18 protein-coding genes are annotated in these 20,743 nt (G+C 44.0%); 13 read left to right on the plus strand and 5 right to left on the minus strand.

What is annotated here, in order from left to right; all coding sequences use genetic code 11:
• Positions 1–25: 25 nt before the first annotated feature.
• The 4 genes from AC5JBY_RS10210 to AC5JBY_RS10225 form a co-directional block, all read right to left on the minus strand.
• Positions 26–1,444, minus strand: a complete 1,419-nt coding sequence (locus AC5JBY_RS10210) for a RagB/SusD family nutrient uptake outer membrane protein (protein ID WP_495904476.1) — start codon at positions 1,442–1,444, stop codon at positions 26–28.
• A 26-nt stretch (positions 1,445–1,470) separates the two neighbouring features.
• Positions 1,471–5,091, minus strand: coding sequence for a SusC/RagA family TonB-linked outer membrane protein (locus tag AC5JBY_RS10215; RefSeq protein WP_495904477.1), 3,621 nt, complete (start codon positions 5,089–5,091; stop codon positions 1,471–1,473).
• A gap of 654 nt (positions 5,092–5,745) precedes the next feature.
• The gene (locus AC5JBY_RS10220) at positions 5,746–6,963 is read right to left on the minus strand and encodes a FecR domain-containing protein (RefSeq protein WP_495904478.1); all 1,218 of its coding nucleotides are present in this window, start codon (positions 6,961–6,963) and stop codon (positions 5,746–5,748) included.
• A 127-nt stretch (positions 6,964–7,090) separates the two neighbouring features.
• Positions 7,091–7,819 carry an RNA polymerase sigma factor gene (locus tag AC5JBY_RS10225; protein ID WP_495904479.1) on the minus strand — a complete coding sequence of 243 codons (729 nt, stop codon included), beginning with the start codon at positions 7,817–7,819 and terminating at the stop codon, positions 7,091–7,093.
• Positions 7,820–8,530: 711 nt separating this feature from the next.
• Here AC5JBY_RS10225 and AC5JBY_RS10230 point away from each other — a divergent pair.
• A complete protein-coding gene (locus AC5JBY_RS10230; RefSeq protein ID WP_495904480.1) occupies positions 8,531–9,289 on the plus strand; it encodes a superoxide dismutase in 759 nt (252 codons plus the stop codon).
• A 435-nt stretch (positions 9,290–9,724) separates the two neighbouring features.
• Entirely contained in the window at positions 9,725–10,570 is an 846-nt protein-coding gene (locus AC5JBY_RS10235) for a hypothetical protein (protein WP_495904481.1), read from the plus strand.
• A 70-nt stretch (positions 10,571–10,640) separates the two neighbouring features.
• On the opposite strand, the gene AC5JBY_RS10240 is transcribed toward AC5JBY_RS10235, so the two are convergent.
• Entirely contained in the window at positions 10,641–11,051 is a 411-nt protein-coding gene (locus AC5JBY_RS10240; protein WP_495904482.1) for a hypothetical protein, read from the minus strand.
• 785 nt (positions 11,052–11,836) lie between these two features.
• Between AC5JBY_RS10240 and AC5JBY_RS10245 the strand changes: the two genes are divergently transcribed.
• The 11 genes from AC5JBY_RS10245 to AC5JBY_RS10295 all read left to right on the plus strand — a co-directional run bounded on the left by AC5JBY_RS10245 (position 11,837) and on the right by AC5JBY_RS10295 (position 20,735).
• Positions 11,837–12,412 carry a TerD family protein gene (locus tag AC5JBY_RS10245; RefSeq protein ID WP_495904483.1) on the plus strand — a complete coding sequence of 192 codons (576 nt, stop codon included), beginning with the start codon at positions 11,837–11,839 and terminating at the stop codon, positions 12,410–12,412.
• Between the two features lie 97 nt (positions 12,413–12,509).
• Positions 12,510–13,151: a TerD family protein gene (locus AC5JBY_RS10250; protein WP_495904484.1), complete on the plus strand. Its 642-nt coding sequence runs from the start codon at positions 12,510–12,512 to the stop codon at positions 13,149–13,151.
• Between the two features lie 18 nt (positions 13,152–13,169).
• Positions 13,170–13,808 (plus strand): vWA domain-containing protein, encoded by a 639-nt coding sequence (locus tag AC5JBY_RS10255; RefSeq protein ID WP_495904485.1) that lies wholly within the window; start codon positions 13,170–13,172, stop codon positions 13,806–13,808.
• A 1-nt stretch (position 13,809) separates the two neighbouring features.
• The gene (locus AC5JBY_RS10260) at positions 13,810–14,523 is read left to right on the plus strand and encodes an HAD family hydrolase (protein WP_495904486.1); all 714 of its coding nucleotides are present in this window, start codon (positions 13,810–13,812) and stop codon (positions 14,521–14,523) included.
• Positions 14,498–15,385 (plus strand): phosphoribosyltransferase family protein, encoded by an 888-nt coding sequence (locus AC5JBY_RS10265; RefSeq protein WP_495904487.1) that lies wholly within the window; start codon positions 14,498–14,500, stop codon positions 15,383–15,385. The genes AC5JBY_RS10260 and AC5JBY_RS10265 overlap by 26 nt, the downstream gene beginning before the upstream one ends.
• A complete protein-coding gene (locus AC5JBY_RS10270; RefSeq protein ID WP_495904488.1) occupies positions 15,325–15,879 on the plus strand; it encodes a TerD family protein in 555 nt (184 codons plus the stop codon). Before AC5JBY_RS10265 ends, AC5JBY_RS10270 begins: the two co-directional genes overlap by 61 nt.
• Positions 15,880–16,015: 136 nt before the next feature.
• The gene (locus AC5JBY_RS10275; protein ID WP_495904489.1) at positions 16,016–16,651 is read left to right on the plus strand and encodes a vWA domain-containing protein; all 636 of its coding nucleotides are present in this window, start codon (positions 16,016–16,018) and stop codon (positions 16,649–16,651) included.
• Between the two features lie 21 nt (positions 16,652–16,672).
• Positions 16,673–16,936, plus strand: coding sequence for a hypothetical protein (locus AC5JBY_RS10280; RefSeq protein ID WP_495904490.1), 264 nt, complete (start codon positions 16,673–16,675; stop codon positions 16,934–16,936).
• Between the two features lie 25 nt (positions 16,937–16,961).
• Positions 16,962–18,014 carry a TerY-C metal binding domain-containing protein gene (locus tag AC5JBY_RS10285; protein ID WP_495904491.1) on the plus strand — a complete coding sequence of 351 codons (1,053 nt, stop codon included), beginning with the start codon at positions 16,962–16,964 and terminating at the stop codon, positions 18,012–18,014.
• A 28-nt stretch (positions 18,015–18,042) separates the two neighbouring features.
• The gene (locus tag AC5JBY_RS10290) at positions 18,043–19,236 is read left to right on the plus strand and encodes a PP2C family serine/threonine-protein phosphatase (RefSeq protein WP_495904492.1); all 1,194 of its coding nucleotides are present in this window, start codon (positions 18,043–18,045) and stop codon (positions 19,234–19,236) included.
• 2 nt (positions 19,237–19,238) lie between these two features.
• Positions 19,239–20,735, plus strand: coding sequence for a helix-hairpin-helix domain-containing protein (locus tag AC5JBY_RS10295; RefSeq protein ID WP_495904493.1), 1,497 nt, complete (start codon positions 19,239–19,241; stop codon positions 20,733–20,735).
• The last annotated feature ends 8 nt before the right edge of the window (positions 20,736–20,743 follow it).

The following is a 20,743-nucleotide window of genomic DNA, read 5'->3' on the forward strand; positions in this document are numbered from 1 at the left end:
AGTCATTGTTATTGAAGACCTATGACTAACGTGGATTTTGTTCTATTTGACTTAATCTGATAACGATATCTGGAATAGGGAGTACGTATTTTTTATCGTTTGGTGGCAAACTATTCAGTTGGCTATTGACCATTCTGGTTAATGAAACCGCAAAACGAGTGTCTTTGTTTAGTCGACGCAGGTCATTCCATCTTGTTCCTCTGAAACATAGTTCCTTTCTTCTTTCTGCAAGTATTTTTGTTAACGCTTCTTCTGGCGTCGAGGCTGTATAAGGTACAAACATATTTTTCTTCCATCGCCTGGTAAGTAAATAATTCAGGTCGTCCATACCTCCTGACGTGTTACCTTTCCTGACTTTACATTCAGCTCTGGTTAAGTAAAGCTCATCATTGGCAAGGCCGCTAAACCTCGTGGCTAAGTTCTGCGAATAGCCACCTTTCAATTTCCATTCATTGCTTACTAATCTAAAAAACAGTGGTTTTCTTAGGTCATCCCCTACGTAAGACTTGAGTAGTAGAGAATCCACAATACCGGCATTGGCTATCGAATAAACTGTAAAAGTATTATGCCAGATTACTTCTGCGTTGTAACGGGCAAATGGTGTGCTCGATGAAGTGTTAGTAATATCCCCATAGTTCAGCAACGTACTATACAGGGTAAGAGATTTGTCTGCATAAACATGCGCGCTATCATAATTTTCCATCGAAAGATAGACCCTTGATAACATAGCATCAACGGCAACTTTGGTTGGACGGAATTTATAAATAGTTGTAGTGGGTTCTATGGTAGGTAGAAGCGCTTCCGCTTGTTTTAGATCAGAAATGATTTGATCATACGTTTGCTTTACGGTAGAACGGGCAGAAACCTCATTGATATCGGATACAACCCTTAGAGGTAAACCCAGATCAGTTGCTGCAGAGCTTTCCGTATAAGGTTTGCAAAATACTTGTGCCAGATCATAGTAATTGTATGCCCTAAGAAAAAGTGCCGTCCCTTTAACATTTTTCCAGTCATTTAACTCAGACGAAGAGGTGGGAACAATGGTTTCAATGTTTTCAAGAACAACATTTGTATAAAAGACTCTTTTATACGGTTGATTCCAATCATCGATAGTTTGAAAACCTTCATATACGCCCGAAGCCCATATCGATAAATTTCGTTCAAATGGAAGTGTTAAAGATTTCCAGGGGGCATCTTTAATATAATAATCATCCGTTCCAATTTCTCCAAGAAAAATTTGTTGTGAATTGAAAGGTACAGCTCCATTAACTATGCTGTTGGCATTGTCTAATAAAGCTTGATAATCTTTAATGGTTTTGGGAACAACCAGTGATTTATTAGGCTTAGCTTCAAGCCAGTCCTTTTTACAGGAAATACTTGCACCGAAGATGAATAATAAAAGCAGCAAGTGTAGAATATACTTTCCAAATTCAAATAGCTTCATATAATATATTTGATCTTTGTTGTTTATTAAAATGTTGCCCTGATTCCTGCTGACCAACTTCTTGCAGGAGGATAATTAATGTATGGATAATCAGGATCTATGCCCTTATCATTTGCACGCCAGAGCATCACGTTAAGATTATTGGCATACAGATAAACACTAATATTCTGAACTGGCAGGTTTTTAATCAAGGCCTTATCTAAGGAGTAATTCAATGTTGCATATTGTAACCTTATATGATCCCCTCTTTCAACTAAAATAGATGAATTCGTATAAAAGTTATCACTTCCGGATACAAGGGGGTAAATAAAAGAGGGAACTGTTGTAGTGTTTTCGTCACCAGGTTTCTGCCAACGCTTGGCGTAATCGGAATGACCATTTTGCCAGTTGTTGATCAAATTGCCATAGTCAAGAGAGCTCCGCCTGAAATAGTAACCTAATTTGTAAGTGATATTAAAGGTGAAACTTAAATTTTTCCAGGACACAGTATTAGTCAAGGACCCATAAATAGGAGGGTTATACCTTCCATGATATACAAGACCTTCAATCGGTGTTTTATTCAAAATTGCATCATAATCCATCGATAATGTATCTTGAAGATAACCCTTGGGAGCGCCGGTAAGCGGATCTAAACCTCCCCACCGTAAACTTGATAAACTATACAAAGGCTTATCAACGATGGGTACTATTTGCGAGTAAGCATTAATATATTTACCAGCTTCAGTAGGAACATCGTATCGGGTAACTTTATCAGCAGCATAAGTAAAAAGAAAATTTGAAGTCCATTTTATGGACCGGTCCAACAACTTTGCATTAAGCTGTATGTCTATTCCTTTTGTTTGCATGGCAGAATAGTTGCCACGCAACTGTATTACGCCTGTAGTTGGATCAAGTAATGCGTCTCCAATTAAATCAGTCCCCCTCTTTAAAAAGGCTTCTAAGCTACCAGACAACCAGTTATTTCGTAAACCAAAATCGATACCCAGGTTTAAGTGAGATAAACGCTCCCATCCCAATTCTTTGTTAGGGATATTATTGATACGGGCAAAAGGAAAACCAGTAATAGCATTATTACTTAAATATTGGAAAGTGATAATAGCTGCAGTGTTTTTATCCAGGTTACCATTGTAGCCATAAGTCAGGCGTAAACTCAAGGCGTCTATTTGGCGGCTTTTAAAAAATCTTTCCTTATCGATATCCCATTTTATACCCGTTGACCACAGAGGAACTGATTTTTGATTAGCTTTAACACCAAAATAATTTGAACCATCCAGGCGTGCACTGGCTGATACTGTGTAGCGCTGCAAAAAGGTATAAGCCAGGTTGCCATAATACGACCTGAATCTGTCGATATTTCCTGAGTAAGCTGAACCATTGCCACCTAAAACATTAGTTCCCCCAAAAGGAAATACATCATAGAGTTGAAAAAGATTCGGATTAATGAAACTGCCATTTTCATCATCATAACCATATAAGCGGGATGAGTTGGATTCTCTTTGTACCTCTCTTGCCTCAAACCCTACTAAAGAAGAAATAGAGTGATCGTCCCAGGTATGATTGTAATTTACATTTATGCGGCCATTATGTCCTGCAATACTGGCTGTGGTTAAATCTAAAATACCACCATCTGGGAAATTACTACCGGTATAATTGCCATTGGTAATTTGAGCAAATTTGTTTAGGTTATCACGGATGAAATAAGAGTTCTTATTTATTAAAAAACGGTCAGTTAATATTGAGCGCGTATATTGGTAGTTAAAGTCAACATTTAAGTCCTTGGTAATTGAATATTTAATACTTGCAAATAACCTGGTGTCAACCGTTCTACTCTTCTTGTCAGTATAGTTTCGTTCTTCAACAGGCCGATACTTCCAATCCACGAAACCATGATTAGCAATGGTATCTTCAAAAGTCGAACGCCTTTGAGCAACTGAAAGCGGAAATCCGTTATCATCAACCAATCGGGTATAGGGTAAAGCTTTGGGAACCATACTGATGCCATTTGTTTTTCGTAACGCCTCAGTATATATAAGTCCACTCTTTATTTCAAGACCATTAATCGGAGCAAACGTAAACAGGGTGTTAAGAGTAATTCGGTTATCACTATTCCCAATCACATTCGCTTTATTCTCATCATAACCACCGGAGAAATAATAACTGGCCTTACTGCTTCCGCCACTTATGTTTATAGCATATTGTTGTTGAATAGATCGACGATATAAATTGCTTAATAAATCGTTGCGTAGATCATAATTCCTTAATTTATTGATCTGGGCTTCAGCTTCTCCAGCAGATATTTCTCCATTTCTCTGTTTGTCCAGTATTTCAACAACGGGTGATATTGCAGGCATTGTGGGATCAACAAAAACGCCAGTACCATCATAATAACCATTTTGAAAAAGGACTTTTTCGAAATCTATATAGTCAGACGGAGAAATTTGTGGTGTGTAAAAAAGGTCGGGTTTCTCGGCAATAGAGACGTTGCTGTTAAAGCCCACCTTCAAGCGTTGGTTATATTTCCCTTTCTTCGTAGTAAGCACAATAACCCCGTTTCCTGCTTGAACACCCCATATTGATGCCGCGGCGGCATCCTTTAAAACGTTTACACTTTCAATATCGTTGGGATTAATATTGCTTAGATCACCCTCATACGGAAAACCATTTAGAACTATCAGAGGGTCGGATTTTCCAAAAATTGTACTTTCTCCCCTGATCCTAAGTTTATTTTCACCGGTGCCTGCATCTTTATTGAAGACCAGTCCACTTGTTATTCCTTCCAGTTTACTGATAATATCTGGTGCAACGCGCTGATCCAGCAGCTCTTTGTTGACTGTCGCGAAAGAACCGGTTGCCCGCTCTTTAGGAATTTCTTGGTATCCTGTATTCATTGTAATTGTCACGGCCTCACTCATAGAAACCCGTGTTTGCACCTTTATCGCCAGGTTTTCTCGGCCGCGAACCCTGACCTCATAGGTTTCTATGTTGATACCACTGATTACGAGCACCGATTTATCATCTACATTTTCGAGCCTAAACTCACCTTTCTCATTAGTAGCGGTAGCCTGGGTGCTGCCCTTCACCATCACGGTAGCTCCTGGAACTGATTCGCCATTTTCATTGACTACTCGCCCCGTTACATCTACTTTTACTTCTTCTGCCGGCGTAGGTATATTTTGAGTGGGAGTATTATTAATTTTCCGCTCCACCACCGATATCGTCTTCCCATCGATCACATAATCCAGCACTTGACCTTTAAAGCACAGGTCCAGAGCCCGGGAAAGCGCTTCGTTGCGTACCTGGAGGGTCACAGGACGGGCCTTTTTGAGCAGGTCGGCGGTCGTAAAGAACACGTAGCCGGTCTGTTTCTCGATGAGCGAGAGCACTTTTTCCAGTTTTTCGCCCTTTACATCAAGCGTCACTTCCTGGCCCAGACCATTGGCCTGCACCTGTAAAAAGGCCAGTGTAAGCAATACAGCGGTTAATTTCATAATTCTGACTGTTCTTCTTTTAAACGCGCCGGCTATTCCTACATAGGCCGACATACTAAATGATTCATTGGGTACGGCCGCAGATTCTTGTGATTTCTTCCTGCGGCTACATGCCGGAAAGCCGGCTGCATACCTTTTGCCAGACGCAAAATGTTGCATAGTTTTGGTGTGTGTTGTTGGTTAAAAAAGCGTTTTCCTGAATGTTCTTTTGACCCTCCACAACTAAACCACATCAAGGCTCCAACTTGGTGTGGTTCTTTTTTTGCGAAGGCACCTATATGGTTATTTCATTGCTCTACCGGATCCTTTTTTGTAGGATAAAAAGTTGCGGTTTAATGGAAGATGACAATTGAGCAATCGCAAGAAATGAGACAAACTCATTATATTTTTAAGCTTTTACTTTTAGGCAAAAAGCTCTTGTATCCAAAAGAAACTATAAGGTTCCTGGCAAAGGCGAAAATGCAGGCCCTTATAGTTCTTCACTAAGGAAAGATGTCTTTCTTAGTGTACATTATTTCATCATTGCGTTTACTGCACTACTGCAGTCACCCGAAATAAAATAATGCGTTTTGACAGGTAAGCACTAACGGGTATCTTAAAATCTGGTTACAGATATTTATGCTGCCAGTCGGAGGATAAGGTGAAATGGATGATAGGCTGAATTTTGTATAGCCACGGTTAGGGCCGGTTTTTCAAGGGCTGGTATTCTATATGTTTGGTTAGGGATTGCTGAAAAAAACACCAGGTAGACACCTGCTGTTTTTAAACGGGATCGTTTTTCTCTTTAAAACAAATATGATTAATAGAAAAAAACTATTTTGATTGCTGAACAACAACTTCATTCCCCTTCACTTCAAAGTCAACGCCGTAACGCTTCAGAATTGTCAATGCTTCATCTAAACTGAAACTGCGCTGAATTTTTCCTCGAAACCCACTGGTTTTAATAGCACCTTTATAAGAAACTTTTAATCCATACCACTTAGCCAATTGCCGCATCACGGTAGGCACATCGGCGTTGTTGAAGTAGAAGTGACCATTAACAAAGGCAGTTGCCTCTTCCAAATCAACATCATTTATAACATTGATATTTTCATGGCTAAGCTGTGATTGTTGACCAGGCTTCAACTTTACTGATGAGTTGCCATGTCCCTCGGTTACTTTTACACTCCCTTCTACCAGAGTAGTTTTGATCATCGGCTCATCAGGGTAAGCATTGATGGCAAACCTGGTCCCAAGAACTTCTATGGTTTGATCTTTGCCTACATGCACTAAAAAAGGTTTGTGCTTGTTTTTAGATACCTCTAAGTAAACCTCTCCGGTAATACTTATCTCACGCGTATTGCCGGTGAAAAGAGTAGGGTAGGTGATAGACGATGCTGCATTCAGCCACACAATAGTACCATCACTTAATTGTACTTTGTATTGGCCGCCGGTAGGTGTTTGCAGCGTATGTTGATCAACAGTAAGTTCAGAATTACTTTTACCCCCTTGGTAGGTGAGCACGCCCTTCGCAGGATCTACTGACGCCACACTTTGTCCCAGGGTAAGCGAAGTATTGGATACAGAGTCCAGCGTTATTTTTCTTCCATCGGCCAGTAACAACACGGCTTTATCTGTGCCGGGTTCAGGCATTGGGGCCTGGGTAGATGCAATATTGGTAGGTTGTGCAGCAGGTCGGTCAAACTGCTTATAAACCACAAACGAAAGAGCAACGATACTCGCAGCTGCAGCCACTTGCCACCAAATACGACGGGTACGTGCAGGACGAACAACCGCGGGCGTGGCAGCCACTTCACCCAGGAGCCTCAATGAAAGACGCCTTTTGTCTTCCTCAATAGAGTCATCTGTTACGGATGCAATGTCCTCCAGTTGCTGCCCCAGCATATTGTTACGTTCGAGCGCTTCAACCAAAGCCTTATGACCGGGATCACTATTCACCCAGTCATCAAAAAGTTTCTTTTCTTCCTCCGTTAAAGTTTTCGTCAGGTATTTCGCTAACAATACATCTGGCCTGTTATTCACTGATGCCACATTGCTGAATTTGCTATAAGACGCAGAGATGTCTTGTTTTCTTCAAAACTTAATAAGAAAATTTTGAGAAGATAATATTCAGGTAACAAATAAAAAGAAAGGAGACGTAAATCAGAGTGTTGAAGCGCTATTTAAGCACTTGATAAACAATAATGAAAAGAAGCAGAAGGCTATGCCTAACGAACGTTTCTTTGAGTCGTTCAATGGCACGGTTCTTTTGTGTGTAGACGGTTTTGTATGGAAGTTGAAGCCGGGATGCGATCTCTTCAAGACTTAAGTTTTCATAAAAACTGAGCCGGACAACATCCTTATATTTATCAGGCAGCTCCTCGATGGCTTTATGAATAAGTGTAAGAGTAGAAGCAGCAGTTACCTCAACTTCCAGGTCACTTAAGTGCTCAGTCTTCTTTTCTGTATCGAGAAAGTAGCTAAGCCGCTGTTCATTTTCGTGCTTCAGTTTTGCATGCCTTAAGAAGTCGATGCATTTGTTCCGGGTAGATACGTAAAGAAAAGATTTAATAGCTTTCTTCTCACGTATGCTTTCTCGCTTCAACCAGAAATTACTGAATACCTCCTGCACTACATCTCGCGCAGTATCGACATCCGATACAAAACATTTAGCGTAGTAGAGGAGCGCGCGATAATGCTCATCAAAAACTTCCTGGAATAAAAGATGGTCATCAACGACCGCTGGCTGCTCTATAGATTCACCATCTTTGGAAACAATCCGCAACAGATGTTGGAAGCGTGGCAACGAAGATTTGAACGGTGTATCTAACACCGGCAAATTCGTTCCCCCGCTAACGGGCGTTAGCGCGTGGACGGAATCAAAGCTATAACCAGGCTCATGTGCCATACTACTGCAGATGATCTATTTTTTGAACGCTCCAAATATAAGTATAACTATATAAACATCAAGTCTCAATAAAACCTAATACGTTTCGGTTGTTATCAAGCTTTGTACAAACGACTTTAGTATATGACTGCAAAAAGGATATCAGGTAAACGGGAAAGATTCATCGATAAGGTGGATATGTGGGAGGCACGATTGGTACACAAAATAACGCTAAAAAGTCAAATTCATAACATTTGTCAATAAGAATTTGGCAGACGGTCAGATAACATGGCCATAAACGTTCATAAGACAATCAGCCTTCAACAACACCAGTTTTAGTGTGTCCCACAAGTTTGCAAACTACCAGCCTTCAGAGAAGAAAATAAAACACTAATGTATAACCGTTAATTGTTATGCCATTTTTTAAACCCCACCCCCTTACAGAGACCTTTTAGAGACATTACAGAGAGTTTATAGAGACCTTATAGAGACTTTAGCCCATACCTGCCTATGGTCCGGCCTATACTTGGTCCGGGCATGGGGAAGGGGCCAGCCCCAACCGGCCAATACCGCTTCCATTAAACAGATGTTAACAGGCGCCATTTGTCAGGATTATGTCAGACCTTTGATAATCAGGTATTAAAATTGCATTAGACCCTTACATTTATTGTCTGTCCCAATCCACAATCATTGTAATATTGTTCCTTCATACATAAAAACCCATCTAATACTATGTCACACAATACCAATCGCCGGGAATTCCTTAAAAACACCGGCAAAGCTGGTTTGGCAGCCGCACTCGCCTTACCTGTCCTTGATACCCTGGCCACTGGATGCAACCAGGCACCCACAGTAAAAACAGGCGCTGCTACCCCCTACGAGCAACAACCACTGCCCTATGCCTACAATGCCCTGGAACCCGCTATCGACGCGGCTACCATGGAGATCCACTATACAAAACATGCCGCTACTTACGCCAAAAACCTGGCCGACGCAATAACAGCCGAAAAGGTAGATAAGAACAGCACCTCACTGGAAACACTCCTGTCGGGCATTTCGAAATATTCACCCAAAATGCGCAACAATGCAGGTGGTCACTACAACCACGAGTTGTTCTGGCAAACACTCAAAGCACCGGTAGAGGGGGCTAAACCTGCAGGTAAGCTATTGGCAGCTATCGAAAAGGATTTCAACTCTTTCGACGCATTTAAAACCCAGTTTGCGGATGCCGCTAAAAACCGTTTTGGAAGCGGTTGGGCTTGGTTGATCGTGGGCAACGATAAAAAACTGGCAATCGTTTCCACACCCAACCAGGACAATCCCCTCATGGACATTGCCGAAGTAAAAGGATTCCCCGTGCTGGGTCTCGACGTATGGGAACATGCCTACTACCTCAAATACCAAAATAAGCGCCCTGATTATATAACAGCTTGGTGGAATGCCATCAACTGGGATTTTGTACAGAAACGTGCCGCCGGCATCATCGGATAAGCATACGGTATACTGCGGTTATATCCGCCCATTATACAGAACAGGACAGCAAGCGCTGTCCTGTTTTTATTTTTGTTCGTACGATCTCCCTGCGTTTTTTACAACTTTATACTTGAGCGTTAGCATTACCCCTATGTTTACACTTAGTCCTTTCGGGGCCGCTTAATTAAGATCAAATTAACACTACTTTTAATGCAAAAATTTTGATAGTAGCTCAGAAACTTACTAACGTTGCATTGCTTTTATACCATAGTAGCCCGCTAACCCATTAGTTGAACTAACCCTTTAGAGCTTACAACCCCCCAGGCAACCCTAAGTAGCAAGTTTCTGTACGATTGAAAACACACCAGTTAAGCAGCTCCATTCAGCGTTAAGAACCATTCCGTGTGTAATACACGGCCAGATATTTATTGCAGTCCATTAAACCTTGATCAAATGTCCAGGCAATTATCCTTTTTGCTGATAAACCTTATCGGCTTCGCCTCAGTGGCCAATTATCCCCTGTTTACAGAAAGTACAATCGATAAACCCGATGCCGCAATGATGGCACCACCTGCACTTAAAGGCATCAATTCCTTATGTTACGACGAATGGTCAAGACATAAGGAATTGATCATTGATAAGCGCGACAGCTTGCAGCAAGCCATCACCGAAAAGGAAAACAGATCTTGCCGCAATAAGGAAAAAGCGCAACAGGAGATCAACAACCTCAAAGCCCGTGTCACGTGGCTCGACAATGTGATCGAACTGATCAATTCATTGGAAAAAAGCGATGAACAATACATCCTGAAAACCTCCGATAAGCCAGAAGGATCTACTTCCTGGGATACCAAAAGAAAATGCGTCGTATTGACTGTAGGCTCCACGGCCAATTTCATACACGAAATAACCCACGGAGGCCAATACGAAACAGGAGAGATTATATTCGATGCCCTCCTGGAGAAATCATACCTGCAGGATTTACACGACGAAACCGATGCCTATAAAGCACAATACGCCTATGATCCGGCATCCATAACAGGCCTGAAGTCAAATACAGTCGCCCGCTCGATGGAAGATATAACCCCGCAATGGGTTGCCAACCTGCAATCAAAAGAAGGAGAAAAGACATACCGGGACCATGGTCTCATCAGGGTAAACATCAATTCCTCCAAGGCCACCCTGTTAATGGCCTATCCCCAGCTCGAAAACCAGTTTAAAACATGGGCCGACAATTACACCATGAAAGAAGTGCCTAATGTAGTCTACAAACAGCAGCCCTTGGTAGCTGTCAGGCGTTAAGTAGGGGCAAAAAAATACACCGGGTGCAGACCGGTGTACTCAAACACATAAACGAAAACTATAGCTGAAATTATTTAACCTTGTTCACTACAGTCTCTTCCACGTAGCTGCGGTTTCTGTTGATTTGATAAACCTCAGATTTATCACTCTTCTTACCCTTCACTTCAACACTCAGCACGTTGTCTCCGATTTCTTCGATATTCAGCATAAATTTCTTAGAGATGTTGCTACCCTTCACTTTACCAGAGTACAGCACATTACCGTAGTCGTCACGGAAAGTGATAGAGAATTCATCTTCTTCAGTATTGTTCAGGCTCAGTTGGAAAACAGGTTGGTTCTCGTAGTGGCCGATAAATTTCAGTTCTATAGAAGAGCTCTTAGGATTCTTTTCGCCGTTGGCTAAAGTGGTTGTGGAAAAGGCAAAAGTAAAAGCGATTACTGCCATCATCATCATTCCGAAATTCCTCAATTTGTTGTTCATGATTCTTATGTTTATTATTATTTAACGTTGTTGAATCATACAGCGTGGCAATCTATCTTTCTGTCGTTATTCGTTCTTTGATGATGCAAACTTACAGCGCGAAATACCCCTCAACAACACAACAAAAGCTCCATTTCAGGATGCTAAACCAGTCATAAAAATGTTAAAGCCCTTGACTGGCGTGGCTTTAGAAGAAAAGCGGGAATGATGCCCAAGCCTTTTTTATGTTATATATTTATTTTAGGTAATAAGATGGCTGTAAAAGCTGATGCCCTGAAAATCATGGCCATACGATAGGCTCTTTATTTTCCCATTTTTTGATGTCCCGATCCTTTTTTGATACCCATAAGCGTTCAAAAGCATATTTTTTCAACTTCAGTTTGTTTCAACGTTCCACCTTCAGCTCAAAATCTTTGTCTCTTTTCCTATCTCGTTGCCTTTATGCCTTACTGCCTCGCTTCCTTTGCTCATTACCACTTCGTGGTATACATTAAATAACTTTGATATCTGCACGAATTCTTCATATATTAATGCTTGGGAGTAACAATTTTTTTCTATTTTGTCTACCGTTGATCCACTAACAAACCCTTTAAAATTATGCCAGTACGTGCTTTGCTGACCAATGCCATGCGTAATAGCTCATTCCTGCTATCGATTACCGGTTTAATTTCCTGAAAACAGAATGACATAATTTGTACACGAAAACGTGGTGAGAATACAGTGCCCATATTTTCCTTGATAAAACCGTAACAATTTCCCTGACACCTTAACTAATATTTTACCCAATGGCAATCAACTTACAGAAAGGCCAGAAGATAGACATAGGCCTTTCCAACATTAGTGTAGGACTTGGCTGGAACCCAAATGAAGGAACCGGCTCTGCCTTTGACCTTGACGCTTCCGCATTCATGCTCGATGGCTCCAGGCTCATTCCCTCGGAAGGATACTTTGTATTCTACGGAAATACAGATTCTCCCGATGCTGCGGTACACCACACCGGCGATGATCCCACGGGCGGTAATTCTGCCGGAGGCGATGACGAAAGCCTCGTGGTAGACCTTACCAAAATAGATGCAGCCGTTGCGGAGATCCTGTTTGTTGTAACCATACACGATGCAGCCGCCCGCAGGCAAAACTTCGGGCAGGTAAGAGATTCTTACATCCGGTTGGTCGACAATGCCAACGGCAGTGAGATTGCCAAGTATGAACTGGGAGAAGATTTCTCCATAGAAACTGGCGTAGAATTTGGCCGCCTCTACAAGAGAGACGGAAAATGGAAATTCGAAGCCTCAGGCATTGGATATAAAGAAGACCTGGGCTATTTCCTGGGTAAATACTATAAAGGACAGATCATTAAATAATGTCAGGCTGAGCTTATCGAAGCCGCATAAATATCGACGTTATACGTTTAGTAGCGATTCAACCCTTATAAATAAACAATTTAAAAAGACCTTATTTATGGCAATCAACCTTGTAAAAGGACAAACAATTGACCTTAGAAAGAACGATGGCGGTGCCGAATTTGATCTTGGATCAGTGACGATAGGATTAGGATGGGACATCCGCCAGCAAAAAAGCGGTTTCCTCGGAAAACTGCTCGGTGGCAAACAGGAAGATTTTGACCTCGATGCAGTAGCATTCTTACTCGATGCCAACGGCAAAGTGGCCAATCTGGGCGATAAACTGATTGGAGGAGACGTGATCTTCTACAACAGCCCTAAACACCCCTCTGGCAATGCCTGGTCTACAGGTGATAACAGAACGGGCGCAGGAGATGGCGATGATGAGCAACTCGTATTCAAGCTCAATTCACTCGATGCCCGTTTCGATAAGATCGTCTTCGTGGTATCCATTTACCAGGGTCGCCAAAAGAACCAACACTTTGGTCTGGTAGAAAACGCTTTTATTCGCGCTATCGACACACGCGGAAAAGAAATTGCCCGCTTCAACCTTTCAGGCGATGCCAGCTTCAACGGCATGTGCTCCATGGTATTTGCCGAAGTATACCGCAAAGACGGCAGCTGGAAATTCCGTGCCCTCGGAACACCCCACCAGGCCGACTCTTTCGTGGAGATACTCAAACAATACGTGAACGTATAACAAACAACACATTTCAATATGAGAAGATTACCCGTGTATCTGGTACTTGACACATCCGGTTCAATGACAGGAGAGCCGATCGAATCCCTGAAGAATGGCGTTCAGGTGCTTATTTCATCCCTGCGCCAGGACCCTTATGCCCTGGAAACAGCTTGGCTAAGCGTGATCACCTTCAGTACCGCGGCACAACAACTTGTACCATTAACTGAATTGTCAACGTTCCAGATGCCGGATCTTCAGGCAGCGGGCACTACCTCTTTAGGAGAAGCCCTGAACCTATTGGCACAGAAAGTAGACACGGAAGTAGCCCGCACTACCTCCGAACAAAAAGGAGACTGGAAGCCATTGGTATTTATTATGACCGATGGAGAACCTACCGACGATTGGCAACGTGGCCTCGACGAATACCGCAAACGCAAGTTTGGAATGGTGATCGCCTGCGCCGCAGGCCAGGGCGCCAATACCAACGTCCTCAAGCAGGTTACCGACACCGTGGTACAGCTGGACACAGCCGATTCATCCACCATCAAATCATTTTTCAAATGGGTGTCTGCGTCCATCAGCACAGGCAGCCAAAAAGTAGAAAGCGGCGGACAGGAAGTGACAGGACTCAATGAACTGCCACCACCACCACCCGAAGTAAACGTAGTAGTGTAGAATGATACAGGAAACAAAGCATATTTCCTTTGATCTGTGGCTTACATTGATCAGGTCCGGTAAAGATTTCAAGAAAGAGAAAGCGAAACAATTCTGTTCATTTTTTCAGGTACAGGCAGATGCAGCTGAAGTAGAGAAAACATTCAGAGAAGTAGACCTGCTGTGCAACCGCATCAATGAAACAGTGGGCAAGAATGTCGACTCGTTTGAGATGTACATGCTGGTGCTCCATAAGCTTGGCGCCGACATGAGCACCCTCCGGCCCGAAACACTGGAGGAGTTTTACCGGCACACCGAGCAGTTGTTTTTCCGGTATCCGCCACGGTTGCTGAACGATGAAATACTCACGTTGCTGAAAACACTGAAGAGTAGGGGGTATACCCTCAACATCCTCAGCAACACAGGATACATCAAAGGCCGGCTGTTGCGCAGGCTCATGGAATACAACGGCATTGCACAGTATATGGACTTCCAGGTATATTCCGACGAAGTCTACGCATCCAAGCCGTCATCCGCCATATTTGAACAGATGTACAGGCAGGCACAGGACATATATGCAGGCAGTTTATCCAAACAGAACATAGTACACATAGGCGATAATATACTTACCGATGTAGGAGGAGCAAAAAGTTTTGGGATCAATGCTTTCCTGATCAATGAACAAAGCATGACCTTAAAAAATATAGAGGATGAGCTCAGTGTATTCATTGCATAAAATCTCGGAGGAGGATAATTACACCTTCAACCCTGCAGAATATAGCCGCTTCAAGTTCGGAGATGGCCATATTGCAGAGTCATACGGCCAGGCACTGGCCAAAGGATTCCTGTTTCAGCATGCCGAAGCACTCATGAGCGGTAAGCAGGCAGTCATACTGCCCAGTCCTTACTTTGCCATCCCTACCGCTTCCTATGCCATGGCAGCAGCCTTCAAGAAACACATCAACCGTTTCCTGGCGGCCAACCGTTTGCCCGTTGCACAAGACGCCAAAATACACCGCTATAAAACCTATAGCCTGGATTATGGCGAGTTGGATGCCGATAGCAGGTTGAACCTTATCCTCAACGATAAGTACCACCTCGACAACGAATTCCTCAAAGGAAAACTGCTCATCTTTATAGACGATATAAAGATCACGGGCAGCCATGAACTCGTTATCCGCAACCTGCTACAACAGTTTTCACTCCAGGATGAAGCCGCCTGGTACCTGTATTTTGCCCAGCTCAACGGGATGCATATACATCCCCGGATTGAGAACGATCTCAATTACAGCTACGTAAAGTCAATACATCAACTCGGCAATATCATCGATTGCGGCAACTTTAAAGTCAATACCCGCATCGTAAAATATATCCTGAATGCAGATGCTGCAGCTTTTGACACATTCATTAAGCAGCAAAACATCCCATTCAGAGAACAACTCGCAGATCTTGCGATCAGCAATGGCTACCATGAAATGGAAGAATACAAAAAGAACTTCTTTCACCTATTATCCATCACACAACAAAAACCTGAAATATGGCTATCAACCTACAAAAAGGACAACGCGCAAACCTTGACCTCCCCAAATTTACCATAGGCCTCGGCTGGGATACCAACGATGCTCAGACAGGCTCCGGCTTCGACCTCGACGCTTCCATATTCATCCTTGGAGAGAACAGGAAGCTGCTGGCCGACGAGTATTTTGTTTTTTACAACAACCTCAAGTCTCCCGATGGTTCAGTAACACACTCTGGCGATAACACTACGGGTGCCGGCGATGGTGATGACGAAACAATACAAATTGACCTGTCAAATATCAACCCCGGTGCAAAAGAGATCTGTGTAGTAGTTACCATCCACGATGCACAGGCCCGCAAACAGAACTTCGGCCAGGTACGCAACTCCTTCATCCGTGTATTTAACTCGGACACCAATGAAGAGATCATGAAATATGAGTTAGGGGAAGATTTCTCTATCGAAACAGCCGTAGAATTTGGCCGCATATACAAGAAAGACGAGAACTGGAAGTTCGAAGCAGTAGGCATTGGCCACAGCGGCGGCCTCGAACAATTTTTGGGTAAATATAACTAAGCACTCATTTGTCAGGCTGAGCTTGTCGAAGCCTTCAATTCGTCAAAGGACTGTTCATCCTGAGCAATATTACGCTGTCACCCTGAGCCTGTCGAAGGGTGTCCAAGAGTGGTCCAAGTCACAAATAGCATCAAACATGAGGAGACTGCCAGTTTATTTATTACTAGATACATCCGGCTCCATGAAAGGAGAACCCATAGAAGCTGTAAAGAACGGCCTTGAGTCGCTCGTTGGCTTTCTGCGGCAAGACCCCTTTGCATTGGAGTCAGTACACCTTTCCATCATCACCTTTGATAGGGAAGTCCACAACATCCTTCCCCTCAAAGACCTGGAAAGCCTCATTCTGCCAGAGATTGTAACCCCTGATTCAGGGCCTACACATCTCGGCCAGGCGCTGGAGCTGCTGTGCGAACTGGTGGACAAGGAAGTGCTGAAAAGCACGCCTGATCAGAAAGGCGACTGGATGCCCTTGCTGTTCATCATGACAGATGGCAAGCCCAGCGACCTGCAGAAATACCGGGAGATGATACCAGAAGTAAAAAGCCGGCATTTTGGAGAAATAGTGGCTTGCGCCGCAGGACCCAAAGTAGATGATCAGTTGTTGAAGGAGCTCACCCATATCGTGGTGCACCTCGATACGGCAGACAGCTCTACCATCAAGTCATTCTTTAAATGGGTATCAGCCTCCGTGAGCACAGGCAACAGAAGTATGGGCGCCGGCGGCGATGTGGTACTACCACCTCCGCCACCACAAGTAAATATGGTTATTTAAATATCCCCTGACTAACAAACTATGATCTATACCATCATATGGATATTCGTCAATGTGCTCATCGTAGGACTCTTTCTGTATTCAAAGCTCCTGCCCTACAAAGACAGGCTGGATCAGCGATACAAGAGCACATTCGATTTCTTTAGCAAGATCTTTAACCCGATACTGAACTTTCTGAGAGGCGTCTTCAAGCCGGCACAAGTGGGTAGTGGCCTTTCAGTAGACATGTCACAAATTGTATTACTCATTGTGCTGTTGATACTGTTGGGCATTCGCCGGTTCTAAACTAAACCTATAAAAAAACACCATTATGCGCAGACTACCGGTATACTTTTTAATCGATGTATCAGAATCCATGGTGGGCGATCAGATGCCCTACGTAGAAGAAGGACTCGCCTCCATCATCAAGGATCTCCGTTCCGATCCCTACGCGCTGGAAACAGCCTGGATATCCATCATAGTGTTTGCCGGAAAGACCAAACGCATTGTGCCCCTCACTGAGCTTACATCATTCTACCCGCCACGCATGCCCATCGGTGGAGGCACCTCATTCGGTGAAGCACTTGAATTCCTCATGCAGGACATCGATACCAATGTGGTAAAAAGCACGGCAGATACCAAAGGCGACTGGAAGCCGATCATCTTCCTCTTTACCGACGGAGCGCCCACCGATAACCCAGAAGCAGCTGTTACCAAATGGATCAACCAATACAAAAAGAAAGCCTCTATCGTAGCCATTTCATTGGGCGATAATACAGATACCGCGCTGCTGGGCAGGCTCACCAACGATGTATTATTGGTGAAGAACCTGGCGCCGGAGTCATACAAAGCATTCTTTAAATGGGTAACAGCCTCCATCAAGACGACCAGCATGAGCATTGCCGAGAACAACCTCGATAATCCACAACTGGCCAAGTTGGATGATGCAGTACTCACTAAAGTAGAGCCAACAGCCGATTCCACACCCCAGGTCATCGACAACAACTTTGCAGTATTCCTGTCCAAATGCCAGGCCACTAAGAAGCCCTACCTTATCAAATACAAACGCAACATTGCTCCCTCGAAAATAGAAGGCCTTTCCCTGGAAACACAGTTCTTCAAGCTACAGGGCAGTTTCCCGGTAGATGATAGCTACTTCCAGTTGAGCGATAGCCGGCCTACCAATCAAAAGATTAGCTCTGGCGAACTGGTGGGATTCCCACACTGCCCCTGTTGCGGCAACCAATATGGCTTTAGCACTTGCGCGTGTGGAGGTATCATGTGTACCGGCGATGAGGAAGTAAGTACCTGCCCCTGGTGCAATACACAAGCCAAATTCGGATTCGCATCAGGACACCAGGACATCAACCGCTCAAGAGGATAACAACAGCACAAACAACCCAAAATATTCTGTGGATAGAATTGTATTTCCCAACGCCAAAGAAAAAGAAGCCTACACATACATAGTTGAATGGGGGAAGTTTGCCTTGTCCAACATAGGCGAACATTACTTCGAAGGACTGGAAGCCATTGGCCTCAGCTATGATCCTGCCACTGGCGCAGTGCAGGGTGTTCCTACAAAGCCTGGCGATGCAGACATTACACTATGCTATAAACCTTCGGAAGGCGATACAGAGCAGCTGATCACAAAAACCATTCACCTCTTTGTGAACTTCGATCCCCGCAGTTTGTGGACAGAGCACGAGCCTCCAGCCGATGCACCCTATTATAAGCCCCATACAGAAGAGAAATTGGATGACAGTGGCGCTAAAACCATTGTTGCTGCCAGCAAGCGCGGCCGCTCACATGCCAAAGAAGCCAAGTTTAGAGACGATGATTTCGAAGCAGCCTATCGGTCAGATACCGGCTGGTACGTGATAACCGTCGCAGATGGAGCAGGTTCCGCCAAATTCTCCCGCGAAGGATCACGCATTGCCACCAATACCGTAATAGAACATTTATCACTCGCTGCTACCAGTGGCGATCTGAATGACCTGGAAGCGCAGATAACGCAGTTCCAGGCCAACCCCGATGACATTACCCGTAAAGCCATCGGGGATACTTTATACAACACGGTAGGAAAGGCGGTTTTTCAGGCCTATAAAAACATTGAGAAAGAAGCCGGGGATAAACAAAATGTAGTGAAAGACTACGCTACTACCTTGCTGGTCTCCGTGTGCCGCCAATACGGCGATAAATGGTTCATCGGAGCTTTTTGGGTAGGCGATGGGGGAGTGGGCATTTATAAAAAAGGAGAAGCCCCCAAAATACTCGGCGAAACCGATAGCGGCGAATACTCCGGACAAACACGCTTCCTGACGATGCGGGAGATATTCGAACCAACGTCCTTTTATAAACGCATACGCTTTGAGTTGGTAGACGATTTCGATGCATTAGTACTGATGACAGATGGCATCACCGATGCCTGGTTCCATACCGATGCCAACCTTTTCAAAGCAGAGAAGTGGGACGAACTCTTCCAGGAAATAGGCAAAGAAGTCACCTTGACAAAAGACAATAAAGAAGCCCACCACCAGTTATTGCAATGGCTCGACTTCTGGGTCAAAGGAGAATACGATGATCGAACAATAGCAATACTCTTTTAGATATGGCAAATACCATTAAAATAAAAGCTGTAGACGGCACAGACATAGAGTTTGTAAACGACATGATCGGCCAGGGAGGCATGAAAGACGTTTATTTCAGTCCTGATAAAACCTATGTGGTAGCCTTCTTCCGCGATAAGCAGGATGCGTTAGCCAAAGATCGGTTACTCACCATAACCGGCACTTTTTATGACCGTATCTTCAAACAGGCCGGCGGCGATTATTGGAAAGACCTGTATTGCTGGCCCACCAAAGTAGTAGAATGGAACGGACGCCTCGGCATTGTGGCACCCACCTACCAAAAACATTTCTTTTTCCAGACAGGCTCACGAAACAACGACTTTCTCCAGATCAAAGGAAAAGAAAAAGAAGGCAAATGGTTTGCGAGCGCCTTTCACCAGAATAAGAACCTCGACCCTTCAGAAAAAGGCGATTGGTACAAATACTTTCTCGTCTGCATCACCATCAGTCGTGGTGTAAAACGTATGCATGCTGCGGGCCTGGCCCATTCCGATCTTTCCTACAAGAACGTATTGATAGATCCGGTAAGCGGCCGTGCAGCCATCATTGATATCGACGGTCTGGTAGTCCCCGGCAAGTTCCCGCCCGATGTATTGGGAACACCCGACTTCATTGCCCCGGAAGTACTGGCCACGCGCCACCTCCCAAAGGAGGACAAAAGCAGGAAGTTTCCCAGCATCCAAACCGATAGACACGCACTGGCAGTCATGATCTACATGTACTTATTACGCCGCCACCCGTTGCGCGGCGGCAAAGTCCATGATGTGGATGCGCAGAAAGATGAAGAACTCTCGATGGGCACCAAAGCCCTGTTCATCGAACACCCTACAGATAAGACCAACAGACAGAAACTGAGTCAGGTAAAACCGAGTTACCTGCCTTGGGCTGATACAGATAAGTTGCCCTACACCATCACAGGCCCATACCTTAAACAGCTATTCGACAGAGCATTTATCGATGGCTTGCACAACCCGTCCATGCGCCCCACGGCCGATGAATGGGAGAATGCCCTCGTTAAAACGGTCGACCTGATGCAACCTTGCCAGAACAAGACTTGCGAAATGAAGTGGTACGTATTCGACAATACCACGGCGCCCAAATGCCCTTTCTGCGGCACACCATACCGTGGACAGCTGCCAGTATTGAATCTATATTCTAAAAATCCCAAAGGGATGTTTAGCTTTGAGAATCATAGACTAATGGTTTATAGCAATCAGTATATTTACCAGTGGCATCTCAATAAGAACATATCACCCAATGAGCGGTTGACAGCCGATCAGAAAAAGCCGGTAGGATACTTTGTATTCCACAACGGTAAATGGGTGCTGGTAAACCAGGCCATACCCGATTTGAAGGACATGGACACAGAACAGGAAGTGCCGGTAGGACAAATGCTGGAAATAAAAGACGCGCAAAAAATATTGCTGTCCAAAGAAGACGGCGGGCGATTACTCATAGTACAAATGGTAAATAATTAAAACAAGAA

It is taken from the genome of Paraflavitalea sp., assembly GCF_059502485.1.